Source organism: Spirillospora sp. NPDC127506 (genome assembly GCF_040302145.1).
Classification (GTDB): domain Bacteria; phylum Actinomycetota; class Actinomycetes; order Streptosporangiales; family Streptosporangiaceae; genus Spirillospora.
On the sequence record NZ_JBEORG010000046.1, the window covers coordinates 23,578 to 48,874 of the forward strand.

Consider the following 25,297-nt stretch of genomic DNA (forward strand, 5'->3'; position numbering starts at 1 on the left):
TGTCAGGGACAATTCTCGTCTGTGCCGGCGCATGCCTCGAACCGGGGGGCGCCAAAGGAAAGAGTCCCGAGAGGAAGATCCGTGTCCGAGGTCATCGACGGTACGACGCTCGACCGGCCGTGCGGCGGCGGAGCCGAGCCGCTGCGGCTCATGGCGGTGCACGCCCACCCCGACGACGAGTCCAGCAAGGGCGCGGCCACGATGGCGAAGTACGTGGCGGACGGCGTCGAGGTCCTCGTCGTCACCTGCACGGGCGGCGAGCGCGGCGACATCCTGAACCCCGCGATGGACCGGCCGGAGATCAAGGCCGACATCGGCAAGGTCCGCCAGGAGGAGATGGCGCGGGCCCGCGAGATCCTCGGCGTCCGGCAGCGCTGGCTCGGCTTCGTCGACTCCGGCTTCCCCGAGGGCGACCCGCCGCCGCCCCTGCCGGAGGGCTGCTTCGCGCTGGAGCCGCTGGAGACCGCCGCCGAGCCGCTGGTGCGCGCCGTCCGCGACTTCCGCCCGCACGTGATGCTCACCTACGACGAGAAGGGCGGGTACCCCCACCCCGACCACGTGAAGTGCCACGAGGTGTCGGTGGAGGCGTTCGAGGCCGCGGGCGACCCGGAGCGCTACCCAGGCGCGGGCGAGCCCTGGCAGCCGCTCAAGCTCTACTACCACATGACGTTCAGCAAGGACCGCATCCTCGCGCTGCACACGGCGATGGAGAAGGCCGGCCTTGAGTCGCCCTACGGCGACTGGATGAAGCGCTTCGAGGACGACGACGGCACGCGCGCCAAGTGGGACGTGACCACCCGCGTCCCGTGCGCCGACCATTTCGAGACCAGGGACCGCGCCCTCCTCGCCCACGCCACGCAGATCGACCCCAACGGGTTCTGGTTCGTCGTCCCGCTGGACATCCAGCGTGAGGCATGGCCGACCGAGGACTACCATTTGGCCAGGTCCCTCGTCGACACCGAGGTGCCGGAGGACGACCTGTTCGCCGGCATCCGGGAGAAGGTGTGTCTGTGATGCCGCCCCTCTACGCCATGCCGCTGAACGACGACACGGTCACTCCCGGCGTCCTCGGCTTCATGGTCTTCCTCGCCCTCCTGGCCGCGACCGTCTTCCTGATCCGCTCGATGACCAAGCAGATGAAGAAGATCCAGGCCCCCCGCGAGGAGGACCTGAAGCAGCAGGAGTGGGAGCGCGAGCAGGAGGCCGAGCGCGCCGCGCGGGCGAAGGGCCCCGCCGGCGACGCCTGACGGCGGCCGGTTCGATCGGGCCGCGCCCGGGGAGGACCCTCCTCGTGCGCGCGAACTTCGAGGACGCCTACCGGGAGCTCGCCCCGGCCGCGGCCCGGCTGCTCGGCCTGCTGAGCCTGCCGCCCGCCGACGAGATCGGCCCGGCCGCGGCCGCCGCCCTCGCCGGCGTGCCCGAGGCCGAGGCCCGCGAGCTGCTGGCGGCGCTGACCGAGCGCGGCCTCGTCACCGCGTCCGGTGACCGCTTCAGCCTGCCCGGCGACGTCCGCGACGAAGTGCGGGGACGGGTCGGCCAGGACGAGGCCGAGGCCGCGCTCCGCCGCCTGCTCGACCACACCCTCACCCCCGCGACCGCCGGCGACGATCCCCAGGGCGCGGCCCTCCTCGACCGCGAACGCTGGGCCGAAGCCGCAGAGGTCATGCAGGAGCGCCTCGACCGGGCGGAACAGGACGGCGACCCGCACGCCATCCTGGTGGCCCGCCACGACCTCGCCCGCGCCCTCGTCAAAACGGGCGCCCTGGACCGCGCCATCGACCTGCTCGGCCCGCTCCCGGAAGAATTCGCCGCCCTCCCCGACCCCGACCACCGCAACCGGGCCCGCGCCCTGACCACCCTGGGCGAGGCATATCTGCGCGCACGCCGCCCCGTGGCAGCCACCAACTTCTTCGGCCAAGCGCTGGAGATCCTGCGCAAGCACGGCACACCCCGCGAACAGGCGGCCATGTTCGTCCACATCGCCGACGCCGCCCACCAGCGAGCCGACCACGCCGCAGAGACCGCCGCACTGATTCAGGCGCTGTTGACCCAGGGGGGCGACCCCCTGGAACCCCCGCCGCGAGCCGGTCGATCCTCGCGCCGCGGTGCTGGTGGGTCGTGACCGTGCGGGTGTGCGGCGGGCGCTGCGGTCGCCCGGCTCGGCGGGTCGTGCGGCCTTCGGGCGCTGGGCGCCCTGCGGCCGCCCGACCCGTGGGCTGCTGACCCAGGGTTAGATCTTGCGGTGGTTCCAGCTGACTATGCGGTCGGGCTCCATGACGATGAGGACGCGCTTGGCGAGGGCCTGCTCGATGCCCTCGGCGATCACCGGGTCGACCGGCTCGCCGATCTCCGGGACGGGGAGGCCCGCCATCCGGGAGCCGACCACCATGCCGACCAGGCTGCGCTGCTTCGGGTCCTCGATGACGAGGCCGCGGCCGTACAGCGCGACGCCGCGCAGCTCGCCGTACTCGACGCCGTCCTCGACCAGGCAGGTCATGGTCGGGTTGCGGCGCAGGTTCAGCACCTTCTGCGACGCCTTGTACGTGGTGAAGGCGATCTTGCCGTCGAGCAGCGCGTAGAACATCGTGACGAGGTGGGGGGCGCCGTCCTTCCCGATGGTGGCGACCTGCACCTTGTAGTTGTCCGCGAGGTAGGACGCCACCTCGTCCGGCGTCATCTTGATCTGGTCGCGCTTGCTGCCGGCCAACGGGGCCTCCCTGGTTCGCCTGTATCGCGCACAGAATAACCAAGCGCTTGCACGGCACCGCCGCCAGGCACCATGGGGGGATGTCGGTTCGCGATCTGATCGTCCTCGGGTCCGCCAGCGCGGTGCCCACGAAGGCCCGCAACCACAACGGCTACCTGCTGCGCTGGGACGGCCGCGGCGTGCTGTTCGACCCGGGCGAGGGGACGCAGCGGCAGATGTCGCGGGCCGGGGTCTCCGCGAACGACGTGACCTGGATCTGCGTGACGCACTTCCACGGCGACCACTGCCTCGGCGTGCCCGGAGTCGTCCAGCGGATCGCCCGCGACGGCGTCGAGCACCCGGTGGACGCGGCGTTCCCGGCGAGCGGGCGGCGGTACTGGGAGCGGCTGCGGCACGCCGCCGTGTTCCGCGACACCGACGTGGTCCGCGAGCGCCCGGTCTCCGGCGACCGGATGGCGCTCGACACCGGGGACGCCCCGTTCACCCTGGTCGCGCGGCGGCTGTCGCACCCGGTCGAGGCGTACGGGTACCGGCTGGAGGAACCGGACGGGCGCACCATGCTGCCCGCCGAGCTCGCCGCGCGGGGCGTCCGGGGGCCGATGATCCGGCGGCTCCAGGAGGAGGGCCGCGTCACCGCACCGGACGGCCGCACGGTGACCCTCGACGAGTGCAGCGTGCCCCGTCCAGGGCAGAAGGTCGCCTTCGTCATGGACACCCGGCTCTGCGACGGCGTCCGTGAACTGGCCGACGGCGTGGACATGCTCGTCATCGAATCCACGTTCCTGCACGAGGACGCGGATCTGGCGGCCGAGTACGGGCACCTGACGGCGGCGCAGGCGGGCGCGGTCGCGGCGGAGGCGCGCGTCCGGCATCTGGTCCTCACGCACTTCTCCGAGCGGTACCCCGCCGAGGACGAGCACCGCTACCTGGACGAGGCGTCCGCCGCGTTCGGCGGCGAGATCACCCTCGTCCACGACCTCGACCGGATCCCCATGCCGCCGCGCCGCCTAACCGGGGCGAAACGGGGGGAGGATTGACGGCATGGCTGACGAGTGCGATGTCGTGGTGATCGGGACGGGCCCAGGGGGAGAGGACGCCGCGGGGAGGCTGGCGGAGGCCGGCCTGTCGGTCGTCGCCGTGGAGTCCCGGCTGGTCGGCGGCGAATGCCCCTACTACGCGTGCGTCCCCACCAAGATGATGGTGCGCGCGGCGGGGATGGTCGAAGAGGCCCGCCGCATCCCCGGGATGGCGGGCAAGGCGACCGTGGACGCCGACTGGGCGCCGGTCGCGGCCCGCATCAGGGACGAGGCGACCGACTCGTGGGACGACAAGGTCGCCGCCGACCGCCTCACCGGCAAGGGCGTCCGGCTGGTCCGGGGCGAGGGCCGCATCACCGCCCCCGGCGAGGTCGCGGTGAACGGCCAGGTCTTCCGCGCCCGCCGGGGCATCCTCCTCAATACCGGAACAGCGCCGACGGCCCCGCCCATCGACGGCCTCGCCGGCACCCCGTACTGGACGAACCGGGAGGCCGTCAAGGCCACCGAGGTCCCCGCCTCGCTCCTCGTCCTCGGCGGCGGCGTGGTCGGCGCGGAGATGGCGCAGGTCTTCTCCCGCTTCGGCAGCCGCGTCACCGTCGTCGAGGCCGCCGACCGCCTCCTCATGAACGAGGAGCCGGAGTCGAGCGCCCTGATCCAGAAGGTCTTCGAACGCGAGGGCATCGGCGTCCGCACCGGCGTGAACGTGACCGGTGTCCGCCACGACGGCGGCGAGTTCACCATGCGCCTCGGCGACGAGTCGCTCTCCGCCGACCGCCTCCTGGTCGCGACCGGGCGCCGCCCCAACCTGAAGGGCCTCGGCCTCGACCGCGTCGGCCTGGACGAGAACGCCCGCAGCCTCTCCGTCGACGGCCACATGCGCGCCGCCGACGGCGTGTGGGCGATCGGCGACATCACCGGAATGGGCGCGTTCACGCACGTCTCCATGTACCAGGCCGCCATCGCCGCCCGCGACATCCTCGGCGAGGAGGGCCCGCCCGCCGCCTACCGCGCCGTTCCCCGCGTCACCTTCACCGACCCCGAGATCGCGTCCGTGGGCCTCACCGAAGCGCAGGCCCGCGACCAGAACCTCCCCGTCCGCACCGGCATGTCGCAGATCCCCGACTCGGCCCGCGGCTGGATCCACAAGGCCGGCAACGACGGCTTCATCAAGCTGGTCGAGAACGCCGAATGGGGCACCCTGGTCGGCGCCACCGCCGTCGGCCCGTCCGCCGGCGAAGTCCTCGGCTTCCTCGCCGTCGCCGTCCACACCGAGACCCCGACCGCCGCCCTGCGCGACATGATCTACGCCTACCCCACTTTCCACCGCGCCATAGAACCCGCCCTCGCCGACCTGTCCGAGTAGTGGCGGCTCAGGGGGAGTGATGCGGCGGCCCCATCGGGCAGGATCGGGTGCATGAACCGGCTCAAGGACGCGACAAGCCCGTACCTGCTCCAGCACGCCGGGAACCCGGTGGACTGGTGGGAGTGGAGTGACGAGGCTTTCGCCGAGGCGCGGCGGCGAGATGTCCCCGTTCTCCTTTCCGTCGGATATGCCGCCTGCCACTGGTGCCACGTGATGGCTCACCAGTCCTTTGAGGACGAAGAGACCGCGCGGGTCATGAACGAGCTGTTCGTGAACATCAAGGTGGACCGGGAGGAGCGGCCGGACATCGACGCCGTCTACATGGAGGCGACCCAGGCCATGACGGGCCAGGGCGGGTGGCCGATGACGGTGTTCATGACCCCGGACGGGCATCCGTTCTACTGCGGGACGTACTTTCCGCGCACGCAGTTCCAGGCGCTGCTGCAGGCCGTCCACAAGGCGTGGACGGAGCAGCGCGACGAGGTGGTCGGGCAGGGGCAGCAGGTCGTCACCGCGCTCACCTCGCGGGGGTCGGGGCTGGCCGGGGCGCAGGCGCCCGGTGAGGAACTGCTCGCCCACGCGGTGAAGGTGCTCGCCGCGTCGTACGACAAGGCGCGCGGCGGGTTCGGGGGCGCCCCCAAGTTCCCGCCGTCCATGGCGCTGGAGTTCCTGCTGCGCCACCATGCGCGGACGGGCGACGAGGAGTCGCTCGCCATGGCGTCGCACACCCTGGAGGCGATGGCCCGGGGCGGGATGTACGACCAGCTCGGCGGCGGGTTCGCGCGGTACTCCGTGGACGCGCAGTGGGTCGTCCCGCACTTCGAGAAGATGCTCTACGACAACGCGCTGCTGGCGCGGGTCTACGCGCACTGGTGGCGGCTCACCGGGACGCCGTTCGCGCGGCGGATCGCGCTGGAGACGTGCGACTGGATGCTCCGCGACCTGCGCACCGACCAGGGCGGGCTCGCGTCGGCGCTGGACGCCGACAGCGAGGGCGTCGAGGGCAAGTACTACGTGTGGACGCCGGAGCAGCTCCGCGAGGTGCTCGGCGAGGACGACGGCGCGTTCGCGGAGGACCTGTTCGAGGTCGCGGGGACGTTCGAGCACGGGACCTCGGTCCTGCAGCTCCTGAGCGACCCGGACGACGCCGAACGGTACGAGCGCGTGCGGACGGCCCTGCTGTCGGCGCGCGCTCACCGGGTTCCCCCCGCCCGGGACGACAAGGTCGTGGCGGCGTGGAACGGGCTCGCGATCGCCGCGCTGGCCGAGTGCGGCGCGCTGTTCGACCGGCCGGACCTCGTCCGGGCGGCCGAGGAGGTGGCACGGCTCCTGGTGGACGTGCACGAGCGCGGCGGGCGGCTCACCCGGACGTCCAAGGACGGCGTCGCGGGCGCCAACGCCGGCGTCCTGGAGGACTACGCCGACGTGGCCGAGGGCCTGATCGCCCTGCACGGCGTCACGGGGGACCCCCGGCACGTGCGGCTGGCCGGCGAGCTGCTGAACACCGTCCTCGAACGGTTCGCGGACGGTTCGGGCGGCTTCTACGACACCGCCGACGACGCGGAGCGGCTGTTCCGGCGCCCGCAGGACCCGACCGACAACGCGACCCCGTCCGGGCAGTTCGCGGCGGCCGGGGCGCTGCTGTCGTTCGCGGCGCTCACCGGCTCCGACCGGCACCGGCAGGCCGCCGAGGCGGCGCTGGCCCCGGCCGGGGCGCTCGCCCGCGAGCACGCGCGCTTCGCGGGCTGGGGGCTGGCCGTGGCGGAGGCGCACGCGGCGGGCCCGGTGGAGATCGCGGTGATCGGCGACCCGGCCGACGAGCGCACGAAGGCGCTGCACCGCACGGCCCTCATGGCGGCGGCGCCCGGCGCGGTGGTGAGCTCCGGCCCGCCCGGCGCGGGGGGCGTCCCGCTGCTGGAGGGGCGCGGCCTGGTCGGCGGCGCGCCGGCGGCGTACGTGTGCCGCGGGTTCGTGTGCCGGCTGCCGGTGACGACCCCGGCCGACCTCGCTCGTGAACTACGTGGGCAATGACTACGTGGGCAATTGGACTGATAATCCACTTTGTGGCAACGTGACCTTGGTCTCGCTCCGGCTTTGTGTTACCAATGAGTAGCCGAGGTGGAACTGACCGGATGGGGCAGAGCGGGCGAGGGTGCCGGGTGGCGTCCCGGGTATCTGGACGATGGCCGGCCATCTGAGTCATAGTCGTGTGTCAGGACGGTCAGGGCGCAGGGCGACCTTCGAGGAGTGTGGCAGTGGGAAAGCCGAACCGCCGGGTCCTACCAGCGATCATCGGCGTTTCGGTGCTCACGACCCTCGCCGCCGATGTGGCCGTGCTCATCGCGCACGACGACGCCCCCGCGCAGTCCCGGCAGGACGAGAAGCGCGCCCGGTACGTGGCCGCGTCCGGCAGCACGAACCTGACGGTCGCGCCGCTCGGCAAGCGGCTTTCCCCGCACGTCCTGGTGGCGGCCCCGCAGTCGCTGCCCGCGGACGTCGTGCAGAAGATCCGCGGCGCCAAGGGCGTGCAGGGCGTCGAGGTCGTGGACGCCGTGCAGGGGATGGTCGCGGGCAAGCGGGTCGGCCTGATGGGCGTGAACCCGTCCACGTTCCGCAACTACACGCCGAAGCCGACGGCCAAGTCCGACGCGCTCTGGCGCAACGTGGCGTCCGGCGACGTGGCGATCTCGTTCACGATGGGCAGCGACGGCGGCGTCGAGCTCGGCAGCCGGGTGCCCGTGGGCGGCAAGCGGCACCAGTCGCAGCTGCGCGTCGGCGCCTACGCGACGATGGGCATCAGCGACGTCGACGCGGTCATCTCGCACGCCACCGCGCAGGCCCTCGGGATGCCGAGCGGCAACGCGATGCTGATCAGCGTCCCGAAGACCAAGCCGAAGACGTTCATCAAGAAGCTCCGCAAGGTCCTGCCGAAGCAGGCGAAGGCCGTCGCGGTCAACCCGGAGATCGACTTCCCGAAGTCGTCCGCCTCCAACGGCCAGGTCATGACCGCGCAGCAGGTGCGGACGGTCATCAAGGCGGCGTACACGCGGCTCGGCTGGCCGTACGTGTGGGGCGGCGAGTCGGAGGCCGAGGGCGGCTACGACTGCTCCGGCCTGATGCAGTTCGCGTTCGCCAAGGCCGGCATCAGGCTGCCGCGCGTCGCCGCCGACCAGGCCCGCGCCGGCTGGGTGATCCCGTACAGCAAGGCCGAGCCGGGCGACATGCTCATCTGGGCGAACGACCCGACCGCCCCCGGCTACATCTCGCACATCGCCCTCTACCTGGGCGACGGCAAGATGATCGCCGCACCGCGCCGGGGCACGGTGGTCCAGGTCCAGAACGTCTACACCCGCAACATGCGCGGCGCGGTCCGGGTGAACCCCAAGGCAGCCGCCAAACTGGCCGCGGCCCTAGGCGGCTGACGACCCACGGGACGACAATTGACCCCTCTTGGACGAGGACAATCCAAACCCTCTTGGACCAAACCCGAGCTATAGCGCGGACCGAAGCGAGCACCACGGGCAGGCACGCGGAGGGCGCTCTAGCGCCCGGAGCGGGCATGCCCGGCGACGCAGGCGACCGCAGCGACGCCACGCACGCCAAAAACAGGCAAGACAGACCGCAACAAAGTCGCGAGGATCGCCTGCGTCGCTGACGGGGGTTCCAGGGGGTCGCCCCCCTGGGCTAGACAGGGCAGCCTCTCCCGAGGAACTCCAAATAGTGGTCCAGTAGGTCCGGTAGTTCTTCGTAGGTGGCCTTGCCGTCCATCAGCCGGTTCATGGCGGCCTGCATGACGCCGAGGACGGCCCAGCCGAACGCCTCGACTTCGGGGTCGTCGGGGGCCCGTCCGGTCCGTTCGCTGATGGCCTCGCTCAGGAGCTCGAAGGTGTTCCGCATGGACTCGAAGGTGCGGGCGCGCAGGGCGGGGACCTCGGCGGTGAGCCGCAGCCGGGTCTTGATGGTCTCCATGTCGGTCGTGAACGCCTGGGGGAGGACCTCCCGCAGCATGGCGCGCAGCGCGTCGATCGCCGAGAGTTCGGCGGGCTGCTCGCGGATGACCTGCGCCATGATCGGGTCGTACTCGTCGGTGACCACGACGTCTTCCTTGGTGGGGAAGTAGCGGAAGAACGTGCTGGGGGAGATCTCCGCGGCGGCGGCGATCTGCTCGACCGTGGTGGCGTCGTACCCCTGCTCGGCGAAGAGCCGGAGGGCGTGGTCCTGGATCGCCCTCCGGGTTCGCAGCTTCTTGCGCTCCCGCAGCGGGAGGCGGGAGAGCCGGTCTTCCAGCCGGTCGACGGCGCGGTCAGGGGACGACGTGCTCATGCGTCGATTCTCGGGCATCGGACGCGGGGGCCGCATCCCCGGCCGCGGGGCGCGGCATGAACAGCCAGAGCAGGGCGGCGGCGGCGAGCGCGGCGGCCCCGCACGCGGCGAGCACCGCGTCCATGCCGTGGACGTAGGCGTCGCGCGCGGACGCGAGCAGCGCGCCGTCGTCCAGCCGGCCGGCGACGCGGACGGCGCCGCCGATGGAGTCGCGGGCGGCGCCGGCGGCGTCGGCGGGCAGCCCCCGGGTGGCGACGCGGTCGCGGTAGACGGCGGCGAGGAGGCTGCCGAGGCCCGCGACGCCGAGCGTGCCGCCGGTCTGGCGGAGGGTCTGGACGAGCCCGGAGCCGCGTCCGGCGCGGTCGGCGGGGAGCGCGGCGAGGACGGCGTCCATCGCCGGGATCATGGTGAGTCCGGAGCCGGCGCCGATGACGACCAGCCACGGGACGGTGGCCGCGTAGCCGTCGCCGGCCGCGGTGAGGGCGCCCCAGCCGAAGCCCGCCGCCAGCACCAGCAGGCCCGCGACGATGACGGGCTTGTGCCCGGTGCGGCCGGCGACCCGGTCGGTGGCGAGCGCGCCGGCCATCAGGCCGAGCAGCATCGGGATCAGCTTGAGCCCGGTGTCGAAGACGTCGCTGCCCTGGACGGCCTCAAGGTACTGCGGGAGGACGAACAGGATCCCGCCGAGCATGAGGTTCGCGGTGATGGCGGCGACCATCGCCCAGGTGAACGCGCCGTCGCGGAACAGCCGCATGTCCAGCATCGGCTCGGCGGCCCGCCGCTCCCAGAGCACGAACGCGGCGAGCAGGACCGCGGCGAGGACGAACATGGCGGTGACGAGGGGGTCGGTCCAGCCGCGTTCGGGCGCTTCGATGACCCCGTACACGAGTGCGACGAGCCCGCCCATCGACAGCGCGGAGCCGGTGAGGTCGACGCGCGGGGCGGCCGGGTCGCGCGTCTCGGGCAGCAGGAACGCGACGGCGAGGCCGCCGAGCACCACGACCGGCACGTTGATCAGGAAGATCGACCCCCACCAGAAGTTCTGCAGCAGCCAGCCGCCGAGGAGCGGGCCGAGCGGGAGGCCGAGCGCGTTGGCGGCCGACCAGACGGCGACGGCGCGGGTGCGCTCCTCCGGCGGGAAGACGGCCGGGAGCATCGACATGGACAGCGGCAGGACGATGGCGGCGCCGAGCCCCATGACGGCGCGGGCGGCGATGACGCCGCCGGTGCCGCCCGCGAGCGCCCCGGCGAGGGAGGCGGCGCCGAAGAGCGCGAGGCCGGCCAGCAGCAGCCGCTTGCGGCCGAGCCGGTCGCCGAGCAGCCCGGCGGGGAGCAGGACGGCCGCGAAGACGACCAGGTACGAGTCGACGATCCACTGCAGCTCGCCGATGCTCGCGTGCAGGTCCTCGGACAGCGTGGTCAGCGCCACGTTGAGGATCGTCATGTCGAACCCGAGCGCCAGCATGCACAGCGAGAGCGCGCCGAGCCCGAGCCAGCGCCGGGTGTGCCCCACCGCCATGACGGTCACCTCCAAATGATTGCGACTATGAAATGAGAGTAACTCTCAAAAGATAGTGCATGTCAAATGCGGTCGAGGCTGGCGTAGTCGGGTGTGGAGCTGTAATTTTGATTACATGACTACGAGCGAAGCGGCCGAGGAGCTGCGCGGCTGGTTCTCCGGGCGGCTTCCGGACGAGTGGTTCGAAGGCCCTCCCGAGGTCGTCCTCGACCGCGAGGAGGCCAGCGTCATCGGCCGGCTCGCCGTCCCGGCCGCCGCCGAGGCGGTGTCGGGCGCGGAGCGGGCCGGGGTGATCGCCGGCCACGTCCAGCGGTTCCGCGAGGAGACCCGCGAGCGGCGCATCGGCATCGCGCGCGAGGCCGAGCAGCGCTTCGGCTACAAGGTCTCCTGGGGCGTCGAGTGCGACGGCGAGCGGGAGATGTTCACCCACCTGTCGGTGCCGGTCATGACCCGGCTGCGGCAGCCCGAGCGCCGCGTCCTGGACACGCTCGTCGACGCCGGGGTCGCGCGCAGCCGCAGCGACGCGCTCGCCTGGTGCGTCCGGCTCGTCGGCAAGAACACCGACGCGTGGCTCGCCGAGCTGCGCACCGCGCTGCGGCACGTCGAACGGGCCCGCGCCGCCGGCCCGAAAGCCTGATCGCCGCGCCGGGCGGGCGGGCCGGAGCAGGCCACCCGCCCCTTCCGGGCCTGGCCGCGCACTACCCTGACCTCACCGAAACGGCGGGAGAAGTGTCGCGGCCGGGCCATAATTGAGCGTCCTCCCGCCAGGGACTGGTCGCTCGAAGGGAAGCCCATATGGGGGTTCGGCGTACGGGAAGACCGCGCATCGCCAAGCCGCGCGGCGGGCGCAGCGAGGGCGCGCGCCGCCGCCCCGCCGAGGGCGGGCGGCTGGTCTCCGCCATCCGGCGCAGCGGTCCGTACGCGGCCGTCCGCGACGTCGTCTACCGGATGTACGAGCGGCGGGTCGAGGCCGACCTGCCGGCCGACGTCATCCCCCGGCACGTCGGCGTGATATTGGACGGGAACCGGCGTTGGGCCAGGTCGATGGGGCTGGCCGACGTCAACTCCGGGCACCAGCGCGGCGCCCAGAAGATCTCCGAGCTGCTGCAGTGGAGCGCGGAGGCGGGGGTCGAGGTCGTCACGCTGTGGCTGCTGTCCACCGACAACCTGAACCGGCCCGCCGGCGAGCTCGAACCGCTGCTGGAGATCATCGAGAACACCGTCCGCAAGCTCGCCGCCGACGGCTGGCACGTCAAGCCCGTCGGCGCCCTCGACCTCCTGCCCGATAAGACCGCCCGTGTCCTGAAAGACGCGGGTGAGGCCACATCCGGCGCTCCCGGCCTGATTGTGAACGTCGCGGTTGGGTATGGAGGTAGGCGTGAGATCGCTGATGCGGTGCGCTCTCTGCTCATCGAGCAGGCGAGCCGGGGCACCAGCATCGAGGAACTCGCCGAGTCCCTCGACGTTGAGCACATCGCCGAGCATCTCTACACGCGCGGCCAGCCGGATCCGGACCTGGTCATCCGTACCTCGGGGGAGCAGCGTCTCTCCGGCTTCATGCTCTGGCAGAGCGCCCACTCGGAGTTCTACTTCTGCGAGGTCCACTGGCCGGACTTCCGCAAGGTCGACTTCCTCCGGGCCATGCGCTCCTACGCCGCGCGGCATCGGCGCTACGGTACCTGACCGTCCCACGCGGACCACCGCCCCCGCGGCGGACCTGCGCGCCACCGGTAGGTTCCCCATAGTCAGGGAGATCGAGTGGCCACATCCTCCCCGCGCCGTTCCGGCACGTCCCGGCACACCTCCGGGACGCAGGTCCCGGGGGTTCCCGGCGGATGCGGGGGGTCGTCCCCCCGCACCGAAGGCGCACGGCGCACGTACGTCCTCGACACCAGCGTCCTGCTCGCCGACCCGGGCGCGCTGACCCGGTTCGCCGAGCACGAGGTCGTACTCCCCATCGTCGTCATCTCCGAGCTGGAGGCCAAGCGCCACCACCCCGAGCTCGGGTACTTCGCCCGTCAGGCGCTGCGCACGCTGGACGACCTGAGGCTGCGGCACGGCCGGCTGGACGAGGCCGTGTCCGTCGAGGGGCCGAACGGCGACCAGGGCGGCACGCTCCGCGTCGAGCTGAACCACTCCGACCCGAGCGTCCTGCCGGACGGGTTCCGGCTCGGCGACAACGACACCCGGATCCTGTCGGTGGCCGGCTGGCTGGCGCACGAGGGCCGGGACGTCGTGCTCGTCTCCAAGGACCTGCCGATGCGGGTGAAGGCGTCCGCGGTCGGGCTCGCCGCGGAGGAGTACCGGGCGGAGCTGGCCGTCGTCGAGTCCGGCTGGACCGGCATGCGCGAGCTGGAGGTGCCCGCCGGGGCCGTCGAGGAGCTGTACGAGAAGGGCTCCGCCGACCTGGAGGAGGCCCGCGACCTGCCCTGCCACACCGGCCTGCGGCTGCTGTCGGAGCGCGGCTCGGCGCTCGGCCGGACGCTGCCGGACAAGTCGGTGCGGCTGGTGCGCGGCGACCGGGAGGTGTTCGGGCTGCGCGGCCGGTCCGCCGAGCAGCGGATCGCGCTGGACCTGCTGATGGACGAGGACGTCGGCATCGTCTCCCTCGGCGGCCGGGCCGGCACGGGCAAGTCGGCGCTCGCGCTGTGCGCGGGGCTGGAGGCCGTCATGGAGCGGCGCCGGCACCGCAAGGTCGTGGTCTTCCGCCCGCTGTACGCGGTCGGCGGGCAGGACCTCGGCTACCTGCCCGGCACGGAGAACGAGAAGATGTCGCCCTGGGCGCAGGCCGTCTACGACACGCTGTCGGCGGTGACGACCCCGGAGGTCATCGAGGAGGTCGTCGACCGCGACATGCTGGAGGTCCTGCCGCTCACGCACATCCGCGGCCGGTCGCTGCACGACGCGTTCGTGATCGTCGACGAGGCGCAGTCGCTGGAGCGCGGCGTGCTGCTGACCGTCCTGTCGCGGATCGGCGCCGGGTCGCGGGTCGTGCTGACCCACGACGTGGCGCAGCGCGACAACCTGCGCGTGGGCCGGCATGACGGCGTCGCGGCGGTGGTGGAACGTTTGAAGGGGCACCCGCTGTTCGCGCACGTGACGCTGACCAGGTCCGAGCGCTCTCCGATCGCCGAGCTCGTCACCGACATGCTCGGCGACGTGGGCGCGTAGCGGGGAGACCGGGGCGCGCGGAGACCCCGGCGGCCTGTGCGGGGCCGCCGGGGTCTCGTGTCTCAGAACACCCCCTGCCATTCCCTACGGAATGTGATCACCAAACCTCGCACCGTAGAGTTGTGATTAAGGTCACAATTGGCCGTCCAATGGCCGGGATCCGCGGCCCTGCCACCGGTTTCGGCGGTCCGGCCGGGGAGTTGACAAGAGTCCCACCGGCCGCATTTGTCTCGTTTCGGTTGCGAAGCGGGCCGCGGGCTCCGGCATTGTGTCTCCTCGTAAGCACCCCCGAGCGGTGCCCGGCCGGAGCGCGGCCCCCCATCACGACGCGCGCCGGACGCGGGCGGCGGCCCGGGCCCGGAGCCGCGCGGCATCACCGCGGACCGCCGGGCCGGGGGTGGAAACAGCTCGTGCGCGTGTCCATGCGCGCGCGACCGTCGGAAGGACCGCCTTGTACGGAGACCATCCCGGGTCCCCTAGGCGAGACGAACGACAGAACTTCGACCTCCCGGCCCCCGTCGCCGACGCGATGGCCGCCTTCGAGCCGCCGTCCCCGCCCCCGGCCCGGGCGCGGACCTCGGCCCCCGCCGCGCCTCCGGCGGTGACCGCGCCGCAGCCGGCCGTGCCGCGGGACGACGCGCCCCACGGGGACGACGTGCGGGTCGCCGGCGCCGACCGCACCCGGGCCGGCGCCCCGGCCGGCGACACCCTCGGCTTCCACGCCGTGCCGCCCGGCCCGATGCGCACCGGCGTCTCCGCCGGCGAGCCGCACGACGAGCCGCACGACGAGATCGTCTCCGCCCGGCGCGGGCCGCAGGGCGCGCCCGGCGGGCGGGGCAAGGGCGGCTCCGGCCGGCGCAAGGGCGGCTCCGGCCGGCGCAACGGCGTGCGGGTCGCCGCGGTCGCCGCCGGCGCGGCGGTCGTCATCGGCGGCGGCGCGGTCGCCGCGTTCGCGCTGACCGGCGGCTCCGGCGACGGCGGCGGCGCGACCGTCCAGCCGACCCGGCAGCTCGCGGACGCCGCCGCGCCCAAGGTCGACCCGAAGGTCCTGGAGCAGCAGCGGCGCCAGCTGGCCCTCGAACGCGCGTCCCGCGCGACCCGCCAGGACGACTCCAAGGGCCCGGCGCTGCGCCCCAAGGGCACGCCGATCCCGACCAAGACGCCGGAGAAGAAGACGGACGGCGGCAGCGGCGGTGGCGGCCCGGTCGGCGACCCGGTGCCGAAGGGCGAGGCGCAGGAGATCGCCAAGAAGCTCATGCCGAGCTTCGGGTTCACCGGCGACGGCGAGTTCGGCTGCCTGGTGAAGCTGTGGGACCGGGAGAGCGGCTGGAACACCCACGCCTCGAACCCGTCGGGCGCCTACGGCATCCCGCAGGCCCTGCCCGGCTCCAAGATGGCGAGCGCCGGCCCCGACTGGCAGAACAACGCCACCACCCAGATCAAGTGGGGCCTCGGCTACATCAAGGACCGCTACAAGACGCCCTGCGGCGGCTGGTCGCACTTCCAGTCGGCGGGCTGGTACTGACACCGGCCGGGCGCGTCCCGGCGCTCACGGGGCCGCTGGGACGCGCCCGGTCGTCAGCCGCGTGCGGGGCGGACGCGCCCTCCCGGGTGCGCCGTCCCGGGCGGGTCAGTCCGAGTTGGTCATCCGGAGCACGTCGAGCGCCGCGTCGAGCTGCTCGGCGGTGAGCTTGCCCTCGTCCACGTAGCCGCGTTCGAGGACGACCTCGCGGATCGTCCTGCGCTCCCTGAGCGCCTGCTTGGCGACCTTCGCCGCCTCCTCGTACCCGATGTAGCGGTTGAGCGGCGTCACGATCGACGGTGAGGACTCGGCGTACTCGCGCATCCGCTCCTCGTCGGCCTCGATGCCGTCCACGCAGCGGTCCGCGAACAGCCGGGACGCGTTCGCCAGCAGGGTGATCGACTCCAGCACGTTGCGGGCCAGCACCGGCAGCATCACGTTCAGCTCGAAGTTGCCGGACGCGCCGCCGAACGCGACCGCCGCGTCGTTCCCGATGACCTGCGCGGCGACCTGCGTCACCGCCTCCGGGATCACCGGGTTCACCTTCCCCGGCATGATCGACGAGCCGGGCTGCAGGTCGGGCAGCCGGATCTCGGCGAGCCCCGCGCGCGGGCCGGACCCCATCCAGCGCAGATCGTTGGCGATCTTGAAGAGGCTCACCGCGACCGTGCGGAGCGCGCCGCTCGCCTCGACCAGGCCGTCCCGCGCGCCCTGCGCCTCGAAGTGGTCGCGGGCCTCGGTCAGCGGCAGCCCGGTGGCCCGCGCGATCTCCGCGATGACGCGGGCCGCGAAGCCCTCCGGCGTGTTGATGCCGGTGCCGACCGCCGTCCCGCCGAGGGGCAGTTCGGCGAGCCGCGGCAGGACGGCCTCCAGCCGCTCCACGCCGTGCCCGACCTGCGCCGCGTAGCCGCCGAACTCCTGGCCGAGCGTCACGGGCGTGGCGTCCATCAGGTGGGTGCGGCCCGACTTCACCGCCGTCGCGAACTCGGCGGCCTTGCGCGCCAGCGCGGCCTCCAGATGCCGCAGCGCGGGGATCAGGTCGTTCAGGACGGCCCCAGTGGCCGCGATGTGGATGGACGACGGGAACACGTCATTGGACGACTGGGAGGCGTTCACGTGGTCGTTGGGGTGCACGGGCCGCCCGAGCCGCTCCTGCGCCAGCGTCGCCACGACCTCGTTCGCGTTCATGTTGGACGACGTCCCGGAACCGGTCTGGAACACGTCGATGGGGAACTGGTCGTTCCACCGGCCGTCGGCGACCTCCCGGGCGGCCTCCGCGATCGCGCCCGCGAGGTCCTTGTCGAGCACGCCCAGCTCGGCGTTGACGGTCGCCGCCGCGGCCTTGATCTGGCCGAGCGCGGCGATGTGCGCGGCCTCCAGCGTCCGCCCGGAGATGGGGAAGTTCTCGACCGCGCGCTGGGTCTGCGCCCGCCACTTGGCCGCCGCCGGCACCCGCACCTCGCCCATGGAGTCGTGCTCGACCCGGAACCCCTGCTCGGACATGGAAGCCTCCCGCTGCGATCGTCGGCCGTCCTTCATGGCAGCCCGTCAGGCGACTCCCGCATTCCCCGGCGTGGGCCTTCTCACTCCCTGCGCCGGCTCACTCCTTGTTGAGCGTGTAGTTCTTGCGCTCTTTCGGCTTGCCGGCCGGTTCCTCCTTGCCGTTGACCCACACGTCGCAGGCGGACGCGTCGTATATCACGGCGTTGAGGCGCGGCTGGTCGTACTGCCGCAGGTCGCCGCTGTGGAGGCTCTCGTCGGTGAGCACGGTGATCGTGTCGCCGGGCACCGAGACGAAGATCCGGCACTGGTCGTTGCGGGCCCGCACGACCAGCGTGCTGGACTCCACGCCGGGCGGCGCGGCCGCCTGGGTGGTCTTCGCCGGGGTGGACGAGGTGGCCGCGGCGGTGGGGGAGGGGCCGGGGCTCTCCCGCATCATGCCGACGATGAGGGCGGTGGCGCCGATCCCGCAGGAGGCGACGGTCGCGCCGATGAGCGCGATCACCGCCATCAGCCGGTACCGGGGCGTCGGCGGGCGGCGGCTGGACCGCGGCCCGGTGAGCGCCCGCTCGAGCCGGTCGACGGCGCGCGCGTGGCTGAGCCGGCGGGTCGGGTTCTTCTCCAGCAGCCCGGTGATGACGGGCGCGAGCGCGCCCGCGTTCTGCGGGGCGGGGGTCGACTCGTTCGCCAGCGCGGACAGCGTCGCCATCACGTTCTCGCGCTCGAACGGCGGGTGCCCCTCCAGCGCGGCGTACAGCGTCGCGCCGAGCGACCACAGGTCGGACCGGGGGGTGGCCTTCTCCCCGGCGGCGACCTCGGGCGCCACGTACGCGGGCGAGCCCATGAAGTGGCCCGTCTTCGTCAGGCTCGCCGAGCCGGACGAGAACGCGAGCCCGAAGTCGGTGAGCACGACCCTGTCGCCGTCCAGCAGCACGTTGCTGGGCTTGAGGTCGCGGTGGATGATCCCCGCCTTGTGGGCGGTGTTGAGAGCGTCCAGCAGAGCGCGGCCGATGTGGGCGACGCGTTCGGGCGGGAGCGGTCCGGAGCGCTCGATGAGCTGCTCGAGGCTGGGCGCCTCGATCATCTCCATCACGATCCAGGGACGGCCCTGTTCGATGACGACGTCGTACACCTCGACGATGGAGTGCGTGCGCAGCTGTGCCGGCGCCCGCGCCTCCCGCAGGGTACGGCGGTAGAAGACCACCCGGTCGTCCTCGGAGAGGTCCTCGGGGAGCCGCAGCTCCTTGATCGCCACCGCGCGATCGAGGAGCTCGTCATGCCCTCTCCAGACGGTGCCGTTGGCGCCCTGACCTATTTCCGAGACCAGCCGGTAGCGCGTCGCTAGAACGAGGCGCTCTGACTGTGACATGGCGGAAAAGATACCGGAGTGGCCAGGCGGTCATCGGGGAGACCTCAGCAGGAACTAAATTTTTGGCCCAATACTGTGACCTACCGACGAGAAACAACCGGGACCGGGCGGCCGGCGGTGTCGCCGGCCGCCTCGCCGGGGGCCCGGCGTCAGCGCCTGCCGATGGTGAGGACGGGGCCGGTGGTGTCGGCGAAGAAGTCCCCGCCCTTGTCGTCGACCACGATGAACGCGGGGAAGTCCTCGACCTCGATCTTCCAGACGGCCTCCATCCCGAGTTCGGGGTATTCGAGGACCTCGACCTTCTTGATGCAGTCCTGGGCGAGGCGGGCGGCGGGGCCGCCGATCGACCCGAGGTAGAAGCCGCCGTGCTCCTTGCAGGCGTCGGTGACCTGCTTGGACCGGTTGCCCTTGGCCAGCATGACCAGCGAGCCGCCCGCGGCCTGGAACTGCTCGACGTAGGAGTCCATCCGCCCGGCCGTCGTCGGCCCGAACGAGCCGGACGCGTAGCCCTCCGGCGTCTTGGCCGGCCCGGCGTAGTAGACGGCGTGGTCGCGCATGTACTGGGGCATCGGCTCGCCGGCGTCCAGCCGCTCCTTGATCTTGGCGTGCGCGATGTCGCGGGCCACGACCAGCGGGCCGGTCAGCGACAGCCGCGTCTTCACCGGGTACTTGGTCAGCTCGGCGCGGATCTCGTCCATCGGCCGGTTCAGGTCGATGCGCACGACCTCGTCGTCCAGGTGCTCGTCGGTGGTGTCGGGCAGGTACTGCGCCGGGTCGGTCTCCAGCCGCTCCAGGAACACGCCCTCCGCCGTGATCTTGGCGAGGGCCTGCCGGTCGGCGCTGCACGACACCGCGATCGCGACCGGGCAGGACGCGCCGTGCCGGGGCAGCCGGATCACCCGCACGTCGTGGCAGAAGTACTTGCCGCCGAACTGCGCGCCGATGCCGAGCTTCTGCGTCAGCTCGAACACCTGGAGCTCCAGCTCCAGGTCGCGGAAGCCGTGCCCGAGCGGGGAGCCCTCGGTCGGCATCGTGTCCAGGTAGTGGGCCGAGGCGTACTTGGCGGTCTTCAGCGCGTACTCGGCGGACGTCCCGCCCACCACGATCGCCAGGTGGTACGGCGGGCACGCGGCGGTGCCCAGCGAGCGGATCTTCTCCTCCAGGAAGGACATCATCCGCTTGGGGTTCAGGACGGCCTTCGTCTCCTGGTAGAGGAACGACTTGTTCGCGCTGCCGCCGCCCTTGGCCATGAACAGGAACTTGTAGGCGTCGCCGGGCGCCGCGTACAGCTCGATCTGCGCGGGCAGGTTGGAGCCGGTGTTCTTCTCGTCCCACATCGTGATGGGAGCCATCTGCGAGTAGCGCAGGTTCAGCTTCGTGTACGCGTCGTACACGCCGCGTGAGATGTGCTCCTCGTCCCTGCCGTCGGTCAGGACGTGCTGGCCGCGCTTGCCCATCACGATCGCGGTGCCGGTGTCCTGGCACATGGGCAGGACGCCGCCGGACGCGATGCCCGCGTTCTTCAGCAGGTCGAGCGCGACGAACCGGTCGTTGGGGGACGCCTCCGGGTCGTCGAGGATCCGGCGCAGCTGCGCCAGGTGCGCCGGGCGGAGCAGGTGCGCGATGTCGCGCATCGCGGTCTCGGTGAGCAGCCGCAGGGCCTCCGGCTCGACCTGCAGGAACGTCCTGCCGTTCGCCTCGAACTCGGACACGCCGTCGGAGGTCAGCAGCCGGTAGTCGGTCTCGTCCGGGCCGAGCGGCAGCAGGTCGGTGTAGGAGAACTCAGGCATCTCAGGCAGATCCTCGCGCGATTCCGATGGGGGCCGCATCACAGGTTACGGGCTGGGGAGGCGCCGGTTCACGTGGGGCGACCCGTGCGCGCAGCCCCACCACCACGCCCGCCGCGACCAGCGCCGCGCCGGCGAGGTCCGCCGGCCCCGGCCGGTCGATGCCGAGCGCGACCGTCGTGACGACCGCGCTGACCGGGATCAGGCCCGCGAACAGCCCGGCCCGGTCGGCGCCGAGCCGCCCGATCGCGTCGTACCAGAGCAGGAACGCGATGGTGGTGACGACCGCGGACAGGTAGGCGAAGCCGGCCAGCTCGCCCGCGGTGGGGGTGCGCAGCACCCCCGCCCCGTCCGCGGCGACGCCGAGGACCAGGAGCATGGGGGCCGCCAGCGCGGCGGAGTAGGCCGACACCCGGAGCGGGCCGAGCCGGGGCAGCAGCGGGACGGCGAGCAGCGAGAAGCACACCTCCCCGGCCAGCGCGCCGAGCGAGAACAGCAGCCCGCGGAAACTCCCGCCGCCGAGCCCGTTGGCCAGCGCCGCGCCGGACGCGACCACGCAGGCCGAGGCCACGACCGCCGGCGCCGGGCGGCGCCGCTCCAGCAGCGGGCCCACCAGCGCCAGGACGATCGGGACCGCCGCGATCACCGTGCCGATGGTCGCCGGGCTCGTGTCCCGGGTCGCCTCGACGATGCAGATGTTGAACGCCACCAGGCCCGTCGCCGCCAGCGCGAGCAGCAGCAGCCAGTCGCGCGGCCCCGGGCGGGCGCCGGGCCCGCCGGTGAGGCGGGCCACCAGCAGCAGGACGGCGGCGGCCACCGCGTACCGGACCGCCTGGCCGCCGAAGAGGGGGTAGGAGGCGATGGTCGCCGACACCGCCGTCAGGGTGCCGACCATGAACATCGCGGTGGCGGCACCGGCCGTGCCGCGTCGTTGAGAGCCGTTCATGGGGACGACGCTAGAAGCGCATTGGCTTGCCAAACAGGGCCAATCCATGCACTGGCCAATGGGCCATAACCGGTCTCGTAACGCTTGTGGCGCCCCTCGGCGCTGAGTGTGATGTGACCGACATTCACCTTCCCTTGGACCGGTCCGCGGGGCGGCTGGCGGCGCAGATCGCCGCCGGTTTCCGCGCGGCCGTGCGCTCCGGCCGGCTGACCGCCGGGACCCGGCTGCCGTCGAGCCGCGACCTGGCGCGCGACCTGGACGTCTCGCGGGGCGTCGTCGTCGCCGCCTACGAGCAGCTCACCGCCGAGGGCTTCCTGATCGCCCGGCGCGGGGACGGCACCCGGATCGCGCCGCTCGCCCGCCCCGACGAGGCGGCGGCGCGTCCGCGGCAGGGCGCGCCGGTGCGGCCGGACGGCGCCCCGGCCCCGCTGCCCTACGACCTGACCCCCGGCCGGCCCGACCTGGCGGCGTTCCCCCGGGAACGCTGGATCGCGGCCGCCCGCGCCGCGCTGCGCACGCTCCCGAACGACGCGCTCGGCTACCCCGACGCCGCCGGCGTCCCCGCGCTGCGCGCCGAGCTGGCGGGCTACCTCGGCCGGGTCCGCGCCGCGCACGCCGACCCCGCCCGGGTCGTGGTCATGAACGGCGTCGCGCACGGGCTGTCCGCCCTGCTCGCGATGCTGCGCGACGCCGGGCACCGCGAGCTCGCGGTGGAGGACCCGACGAGCGCCCGGCAGCTGCCGATGATGGAGACCGCCGGGCTGCGGCTCGCCCGCGTCCCGGTGGACGCCGAGGGCCTGGACGTCGCGGCGCTGGCCCGCAGCGGCGCGCGTGCCGTCCTGGTCACGCCCGCGCACCAGTACCCGACCGGCGTCGTGCTGTCCCCGGCCCGGCGCGCCGAGCTGATCGCCTGGGTGCGGGACGTGGACGGCCTGATCCTGGAGGACGACTACGACGCCGAGTTCCGCTACGACCGCGACCCCGTCGGCTGCCTCCAAGGGGTCGATCCCGACCGCGTCGTGCTGCTCGGCTCGGTGAGCAAGTCGCTCGCCCCCGCACTGCGGCTCGGCTGGGCCGTCGCGCCGCCGTCCGTCGCCGGGCGGCTGGGCGAGCACCGCGCCCGCACCGACCTCGGCGCGCCCGTCCTGGAGCAGCACGCGCTGACCGAGTTCCTGCGCGGCGGCGGGTACGACCGGCACCTGCGCACCATGCGGCGCCGGTACCGGGCCCGCCGGGACGCCCTCGCGGGCGCGCTGGCCGCGCACCTCCCCGACGCGAGGGTTCACGGCGTCTCAGCGGGCATCCACCTCTACGTGGAGCTGCCCGCCGGATGCGACGAGGACGAGGTCGTGGCCCGCGCCGCGCGGGAGGGCGTCGCGGTCACCGGCGCCCGCTCGCTGTGGTCGCCGGGCCGCGCCGCCGCCGCGCCGCCCGCGCTGGTCCTCGGCTACGCCGGCCTCTCGGAGACCCGCCTGGTCAAGGCCGCGGAACTGCTGGGTCAAGCGGTTACCCACGGTGCCGGCGGGTAGGACTCGCATCCCCGGTGTAGGAGGTATGGATGAGTCTGGATGAGGCCGCGCGGCAACTGAAGATGGCCGGCCACGACGCGCAGGTGGCCTTCGACTGCATCGGCCTGGGCGACCTCGAACGGGCACAGGAGCACGCGGTGACCCTGCGCGCCGCCGCCGACGCCGCGGAGGTGGCGCTCAGCCGCGCGCTGAAGGACATGACCCCCGAGGAGGCCCGGGCCGAAGGCGAACGGGCGATCAAATCCCTCGAAGACGCATGAGCCCGGGGGCGGCCCCGTGAGGCTCAGACGGCGGGGCGCTCCATGGCGGGGGTGTCCGGCTTGGCGCCCTTCACCGGTTCCGGGGCGAAGCCCTTGGCGGTCATGAACACGACCAGGATCAGGGCCGTGGGGACGATGAAGGCGATCCGCAGCCCGTGGTCGGCGCTCATCGGGGCGATGGCGCCGACCACCGCGGCGCCCAGCACGAATCCGACGTAGTTGAAGATGTTCACGCGGGCCACGGCGACGCCGAGGCCCGTGGGGTCGACCCGTCCCGCGGCGGAGAAGGACACCGGGGCGATCACGCTGAGGCCGAGCCCGGCGAGCGCGAACGCGGCGATGGCGAAGCCGGCGTTCGGCGCGGCGACCACTCCCGCCATGCCGATGATGCCGACCAGGCCGCCGACCCGCACCACCTGGACGGCGCCCGAGCGGCGGACGGCGAAGTCCGCGACGCCCCGGCTGATCACCATCGTGATCTGGTAGGCGACGTAGCCGAGCGGCGCGACCCAGTCGCTCGCGGACAGCTCGTCGTCCAGGTACTTGGCGCCGTAGTTGGAGATCGCCGCGTCGGCGAGGTACGCGACCGCCATGGCGGCGCCGACCACGAGGATCGGGCGCCACGGGACGCTGCGCCCGGCGGCCTTCAGCTCCTCGGCGGTCGGCCCGTCGCCCTCCTCCGCGCGGCGGTAGAGGCGGTGCCCGGTGGCGAGGGACGCGGTGATCCCGACCGCGGCGGCGATCGCGAAGCAGGCGACCAGCGACAGGTCGACCTTGTTGGACAGCGACGCCCAGAGCCCCCCGAGGATGCCCGCGATGCTCCACACCGCGTAGAACCCGGTGATCAGGCTGAGCCCGTAGCGGCGCTCGACGGCGACCGCCTGCGCGTTCATCGACGCGTCCACCGCGCCGACGAACAGGCCGAACGCCGCGACCGCGACGTACAGGGCGATGTCGTTGTCGCCGGTGAAGCCGATCAGCGCGATCGTGACCGCGACGGCCGGCTGGGCGACCCGCAGCACCGGTCCGCTGCCGAAGCGCTGGAACAGGGCGCCGGACGCGACGCTGCCCACTCCCGCGATCAGCGGCACCATCAGCAGCACCAGCGAGAGGACCGCGTCGCTCAGGTGGTGCGCCTTCTGCATCTGCGGGACCTGTGTCACCAGCGAGGCGAAGCAGAGCCCCTGGACGGCGAACGCCGTGTACGCGGCGAACCGGGCCTGGCGGTCCCGCGCGGTGATGCCCTGGGTCATACGGCCCGACCTCTCTGAGCTGCGCAACGTGAAGAAGATTCGCGTCAGCGTAGGGACAGGGTATCGGGCCCGTCAATCGCCTCCGGGCGGGTCAGTCGATGAGCCGCCGCCGCATGCCGCGCACGGCGATCACCCACATCAGCGCCGCGAACGCGACCAGGCCGCCCAGGTGGCCGAGGTCGGCCGGCGGGTCCAGCCCGAAGACCGCGTCCCGGACCAGCTCCACGCAGTGGTAGAGCGGGTTGAAGTAGGAGACCGCCTGCGCCCAGTCCGGCAGCGCGGTCACCGGGAAGAACGTCCCCGCGATCAGGAACAGCGGAGTCACCACGCCGGTGATCACGTAGTCGAACGAGTTGATCGACGGGACCACCGAGGACGTCCACATGCCGAACAGGCCGAAGCCGAGCGCGGTGAAGAACGTCACGAACGGCACCAGCAGCATCCCGGCCGAGGGGTCGAGGCCGAAGAACAGCGCCACCACGAGCGGCGTGCACGAGTACACCGCCGACTTGGCCGCGATCCACAGCGCCTCGGCCGTCACCAGCTCGTGCACGTCCACCGGCGCCGCCAGCATCCCGTCGTAGGTGTGCTGGAACACGCGCCGGATGTAGCCGTTGAACATGCCCGGGAACACCGACGTGAACAGCGCCGCCGTCCCGACGACCCCGGTCGCCACGAAGTCGAGGTACCGGAAGTCGCCGATCATCGCGACCATCGACCCGAACCCGTAGCCGAAAGCGAGCAGGAAGAACGTCGGCTCCACCATCGAGGCGAACGACTGCGACTTCCAATACCGCTTGTAGAGGGCCAGCTCGTGCCGCCAGATCCCCCGCACGGGCGCGAACTCGAACCGCCGGAGCCGCGGCGCCCGCTCCACCTGGACCATCACTCCTGCTTCCTGGGGGGAACGACCCCCCGCGCCCCCCGGTTCGCTTCGCTCATCCCTGTTTCCTGCGGGGGGGACGACCCCCCGCGCCCCCCGGTTCGCTTCGCTCATCCCTGCTCTTTGCG

At 72.7% G+C, this 25,297-nt stretch carries 22 protein-coding genes; 13 read left to right on the forward strand and 9 right to left on the reverse strand.

The window, feature by feature from the left end; genetic code table 11:
• The first annotated feature begins 150 nt into the window (after positions 1 to 150).
• The 3 genes from mca to ABTW95_RS30445 are packed head-to-tail and all read left to right on the forward strand — an operon-like array spanning position 151 to position 2,122.
• Positions 151 to 1,014 (forward strand): mycothiol conjugate amidase Mca, encoded by an 864-nt coding sequence (mca, locus tag ABTW95_RS30435; RefSeq protein ID WP_396448300.1) that lies wholly within the window; start codon positions 151 to 153, stop codon positions 1,012 to 1,014.
• On the forward strand, positions 1,014 to 1,247 hold the full coding sequence (locus tag ABTW95_RS30440) for a hypothetical protein (RefSeq protein WP_500228110.1): 234 nt from the start codon (positions 1,014 to 1,016) through the stop codon (positions 1,245 to 1,247). The genes mca and ABTW95_RS30440 overlap by 1 nt, the downstream gene beginning before the upstream one ends.
• A gap of 44 nt (positions 1,248 to 1,291) precedes the next feature.
• On the forward strand, positions 1,292 to 2,122 hold the full coding sequence (locus tag ABTW95_RS30445) for a tetratricopeptide repeat protein (RefSeq protein WP_500228111.1): 831 nt from the start codon (positions 1,292 to 1,294) through the stop codon (positions 2,120 to 2,122).
• A 108-nt stretch (positions 2,123 to 2,230) separates the two neighbouring features.
• On the opposite strand, the gene ABTW95_RS30450 is transcribed toward ABTW95_RS30445, so the two are convergent.
• A complete protein-coding gene (locus ABTW95_RS30450) occupies positions 2,231 to 2,707 on the reverse strand; it encodes a pyridoxamine 5'-phosphate oxidase family protein (protein WP_396452979.1) in 477 nt (158 codons plus the stop codon).
• Positions 2,708 to 2,787: 80 nt separating this feature from the next.
• Between ABTW95_RS30450 and ABTW95_RS30455 the strand changes: the two genes are divergently transcribed.
• From ABTW95_RS30455 to ABTW95_RS30470, 4 genes are all read left to right on the forward strand, one after another.
• Complete coding sequence (locus tag ABTW95_RS30455) at positions 2,788 to 3,744, forward strand: ribonuclease Z (RefSeq protein WP_500228112.1); 957 nt, start codon at positions 2,788 to 2,790, stop codon at positions 3,742 to 3,744.
• Between the two features lie 4 nt (positions 3,745 to 3,748).
• Positions 3,749 to 5,107, forward strand: coding sequence for a dihydrolipoyl dehydrogenase family protein (locus ABTW95_RS30460; protein ID WP_500228113.1), 1,359 nt, complete (start codon positions 3,749 to 3,751; stop codon positions 5,105 to 5,107).
• A 51-nt stretch (positions 5,108 to 5,158) separates the two neighbouring features.
• Complete coding sequence (locus tag ABTW95_RS30465) at positions 5,159 to 7,138, forward strand: thioredoxin domain-containing protein (RefSeq protein ID WP_500228114.1); 1,980 nt, start codon at positions 5,159 to 5,161, stop codon at positions 7,136 to 7,138.
• Positions 7,139 to 7,362: 224 nt separating this feature from the next.
• The gene (locus tag ABTW95_RS30470) at positions 7,363 to 8,529 is read left to right on the forward strand and encodes a C40 family peptidase (protein WP_500228115.1); all 1,167 of its coding nucleotides are present in this window, start codon (positions 7,363 to 7,365) and stop codon (positions 8,527 to 8,529) included.
• 262 nt (positions 8,530 to 8,791) lie between these two features.
• Here ABTW95_RS30470 and ABTW95_RS30475 read toward each other — a convergent pair whose 3' ends face one another.
• Both ABTW95_RS30475 and ABTW95_RS30480 read right to left on the reverse strand, forming a co-directional pair.
• A complete protein-coding gene (locus tag ABTW95_RS30475; protein ID WP_500228116.1) occupies positions 8,792 to 9,430 on the reverse strand; it encodes an acyl-CoA-like ligand-binding transcription factor in 639 nt (212 codons plus the stop codon).
• Positions 9,411 to 10,949, reverse strand: coding sequence for a DHA2 family efflux MFS transporter permease subunit (locus ABTW95_RS30480; protein WP_500228117.1), 1,539 nt, complete (start codon positions 10,947 to 10,949; stop codon positions 9,411 to 9,413). Before ABTW95_RS30480 ends, ABTW95_RS30475 begins: the two co-directional genes overlap by 20 nt.
• A gap of 115 nt (positions 10,950 to 11,064) precedes the next feature.
• Here ABTW95_RS30480 and abmR point away from each other — a divergent pair, with 115 nt between their 5' ends.
• The 4 genes from abmR to ABTW95_RS30500 all read left to right on the forward strand — a co-directional run bounded on the left by abmR (position 11,065) and on the right by ABTW95_RS30500 (position 15,645).
• Positions 11,065 to 11,586 carry an ATP-binding transcription factor AbmR gene (abmR, locus tag ABTW95_RS30485; protein ID WP_396455103.1) on the forward strand — a complete coding sequence of 174 codons (522 nt, stop codon included), beginning with the start codon at positions 11,065 to 11,067 and terminating at the stop codon, positions 11,584 to 11,586.
• Between the two features lie 158 nt (positions 11,587 to 11,744).
• Positions 11,745 to 12,632, forward strand: a complete 888-nt coding sequence (locus tag ABTW95_RS30490; protein ID WP_396446546.1) for an isoprenyl transferase — start codon at positions 11,745 to 11,747, stop codon at positions 12,630 to 12,632.
• Between the two features lie 75 nt (positions 12,633 to 12,707).
• Positions 12,708 to 14,120: an RNA 5'-3' helicase PhoH2 gene (phoH2, locus tag ABTW95_RS30495; protein ID WP_396446547.1), complete on the forward strand. Its 1,413-nt coding sequence runs from the start codon at positions 12,708 to 12,710 to the stop codon at positions 14,118 to 14,120.
• 601 nt (positions 14,121 to 14,721) lie between these two features.
• On the forward strand, positions 14,722 to 15,645 hold the full coding sequence (locus ABTW95_RS30500) for an aggregation-promoting factor C-terminal-like domain-containing protein (RefSeq protein ID WP_500228118.1): 924 nt from the start codon (positions 14,722 to 14,724) through the stop codon (positions 15,643 to 15,645).
• Positions 15,646 to 15,750: 105 nt separating this feature from the next.
• Here ABTW95_RS30500 and ABTW95_RS30505 read toward each other — a convergent pair whose 3' ends face one another.
• The 4 genes from ABTW95_RS30505 to ABTW95_RS30520 form a co-directional block, all read right to left on the reverse strand.
• Positions 15,751 to 17,145, reverse strand: a complete 1,395-nt coding sequence (locus tag ABTW95_RS30505; protein ID WP_396446549.1) for a class II fumarate hydratase — start codon at positions 17,143 to 17,145, stop codon at positions 15,751 to 15,753.
• A 97-nt stretch (positions 17,146 to 17,242) separates the two neighbouring features.
• Positions 17,243 to 18,511 (reverse strand): serine/threonine-protein kinase, encoded by a 1,269-nt coding sequence (locus tag ABTW95_RS30510; protein WP_396446550.1) that lies wholly within the window; start codon positions 18,509 to 18,511, stop codon positions 17,243 to 17,245.
• A 149-nt stretch (positions 18,512 to 18,660) separates the two neighbouring features.
• Entirely contained in the window at positions 18,661 to 20,301 is a 1,641-nt protein-coding gene (locus ABTW95_RS30515; protein WP_396446551.1) for a fumarate hydratase, read from the reverse strand.
• Between the two features lies 1 nt (position 20,302).
• Positions 20,303 to 21,244, reverse strand: coding sequence for a DMT family transporter (locus tag ABTW95_RS30520; RefSeq protein WP_396446552.1), 942 nt, complete (start codon positions 21,242 to 21,244; stop codon positions 20,303 to 20,305).
• A gap of 113 nt (positions 21,245 to 21,357) precedes the next feature.
• On the opposite strand from ABTW95_RS30520, the gene pdxR reads away from it, so the two are divergent.
• Positions 21,358 to 22,773, forward strand: a complete 1,416-nt coding sequence (gene pdxR, locus ABTW95_RS30525; RefSeq protein WP_396446554.1) for a MocR-like pyridoxine biosynthesis transcription factor PdxR — start codon at positions 21,358 to 21,360, stop codon at positions 22,771 to 22,773.
• A gap of 29 nt (positions 22,774 to 22,802) precedes the next feature.
• Positions 22,803 to 23,033, forward strand: coding sequence for a hypothetical protein (locus ABTW95_RS30530; protein ID WP_396446555.1), 231 nt, complete (start codon positions 22,803 to 22,805; stop codon positions 23,031 to 23,033).
• Positions 23,034 to 23,056: 23 nt separating this feature from the next.
• Here ABTW95_RS30530 and ABTW95_RS30535 read toward each other — a convergent pair whose 3' ends face one another.
• Positions 23,057 to 24,286: an MFS transporter gene (locus ABTW95_RS30535; RefSeq protein ID WP_500228119.1), complete on the reverse strand. Its 1,230-nt coding sequence runs from the start codon at positions 24,284 to 24,286 to the stop codon at positions 23,057 to 23,059.
• A gap of 91 nt (positions 24,287 to 24,377) precedes the next feature.
• Complete coding sequence (locus tag ABTW95_RS30540; RefSeq protein WP_396446623.1) at positions 24,378 to 25,172, reverse strand: ABC transporter permease; 795 nt, start codon at positions 25,170 to 25,172, stop codon at positions 24,378 to 24,380.
• Positions 25,173 to 25,297 lie beyond the last annotated feature (125 nt).

Excerpts from the sequence above, each read along its gene's own strand:
- mca (WP_396448300.1), top strand. The coding sequence starts at position 151 with ATGGCGGTGCACGCCCACCCCGACGACGAGTCCAGCAAGGGCGCGGCC.
- ABTW95_RS30440 (WP_500228110.1), top strand. The coding sequence starts at position 1,014 with ATGCCGCCCCTCTACGCCATGCCGCTGAACGACGACACGGTCACTCCC.
- ABTW95_RS30455 (WP_500228112.1), top strand. The coding sequence starts at position 2,788 with ATGTCGGTTCGCGATCTGATCGTCCTCGGGTCCGCCAGCGCGGTGCCC.
- ABTW95_RS30460 (WP_500228113.1), top strand. The coding sequence starts at position 3,749 with ATGGCTGACGAGTGCGATGTCGTGGTGATCGGGACGGGCCCAGGGGGA.
- ABTW95_RS30465 (WP_500228114.1), top strand. The coding sequence starts at position 5,159 with ATGAACCGGCTCAAGGACGCGACAAGCCCGTACCTGCTCCAGCACGCC.
- ABTW95_RS30475 (WP_500228116.1), bottom strand. The coding sequence starts at position 9,430 with ATGAGCACGTCGTCCCCTGACCGCGCCGTCGACCGGCTGGAAGACCGG.
- ABTW95_RS30480 (WP_500228117.1), bottom strand. The coding sequence starts at position 10,949 with ATGGCGGTGGGGCACACCCGGCGCTGGCTCGGGCTCGGCGCGCTCTCG.
- abmR (WP_396455103.1), top strand. The coding sequence starts at position 11,065 with ATGACTACGAGCGAAGCGGCCGAGGAGCTGCGCGGCTGGTTCTCCGGG.
- ABTW95_RS30490 (WP_396446546.1), top strand. The coding sequence starts at position 11,745 with ATGGGGGTTCGGCGTACGGGAAGACCGCGCATCGCCAAGCCGCGCGGC.
- ABTW95_RS30505 (WP_396446549.1), bottom strand. The coding sequence starts at position 17,145 with ATGTCCGAGCAGGGGTTCCGGGTCGAGCACGACTCCATGGGCGAGGTG.
- ABTW95_RS30510 (WP_396446550.1), bottom strand. The coding sequence starts at position 18,511 with ATGTCACAGTCAGAGCGCCTCGTTCTAGCGACGCGCTACCGGCTGGTC.
- ABTW95_RS30515 (WP_396446551.1), bottom strand. The coding sequence starts at position 20,301 with ATGCCTGAGTTCTCCTACACCGACCTGCTGCCGCTCGGCCCGGACGAG.
- ABTW95_RS30520 (WP_396446552.1), bottom strand. The coding sequence starts at position 21,244 with ATGAACGGCTCTCAACGACGCGGCACGGCCGGTGCCGCCACCGCGATG.
- ABTW95_RS30530 (WP_396446555.1), top strand. The coding sequence starts at position 22,803 with ATGAGTCTGGATGAGGCCGCGCGGCAACTGAAGATGGCCGGCCACGAC.
- ABTW95_RS30535 (WP_500228119.1), bottom strand. The coding sequence starts at position 24,286 with ATGACCCAGGGCATCACCGCGCGGGACCGCCAGGCCCGGTTCGCCGCG.
- ABTW95_RS30540 (WP_396446623.1), bottom strand. The coding sequence starts at position 25,172 with ATGGTCCAGGTGGAGCGGGCGCCGCGGCTCCGGCGGTTCGAGTTCGCG.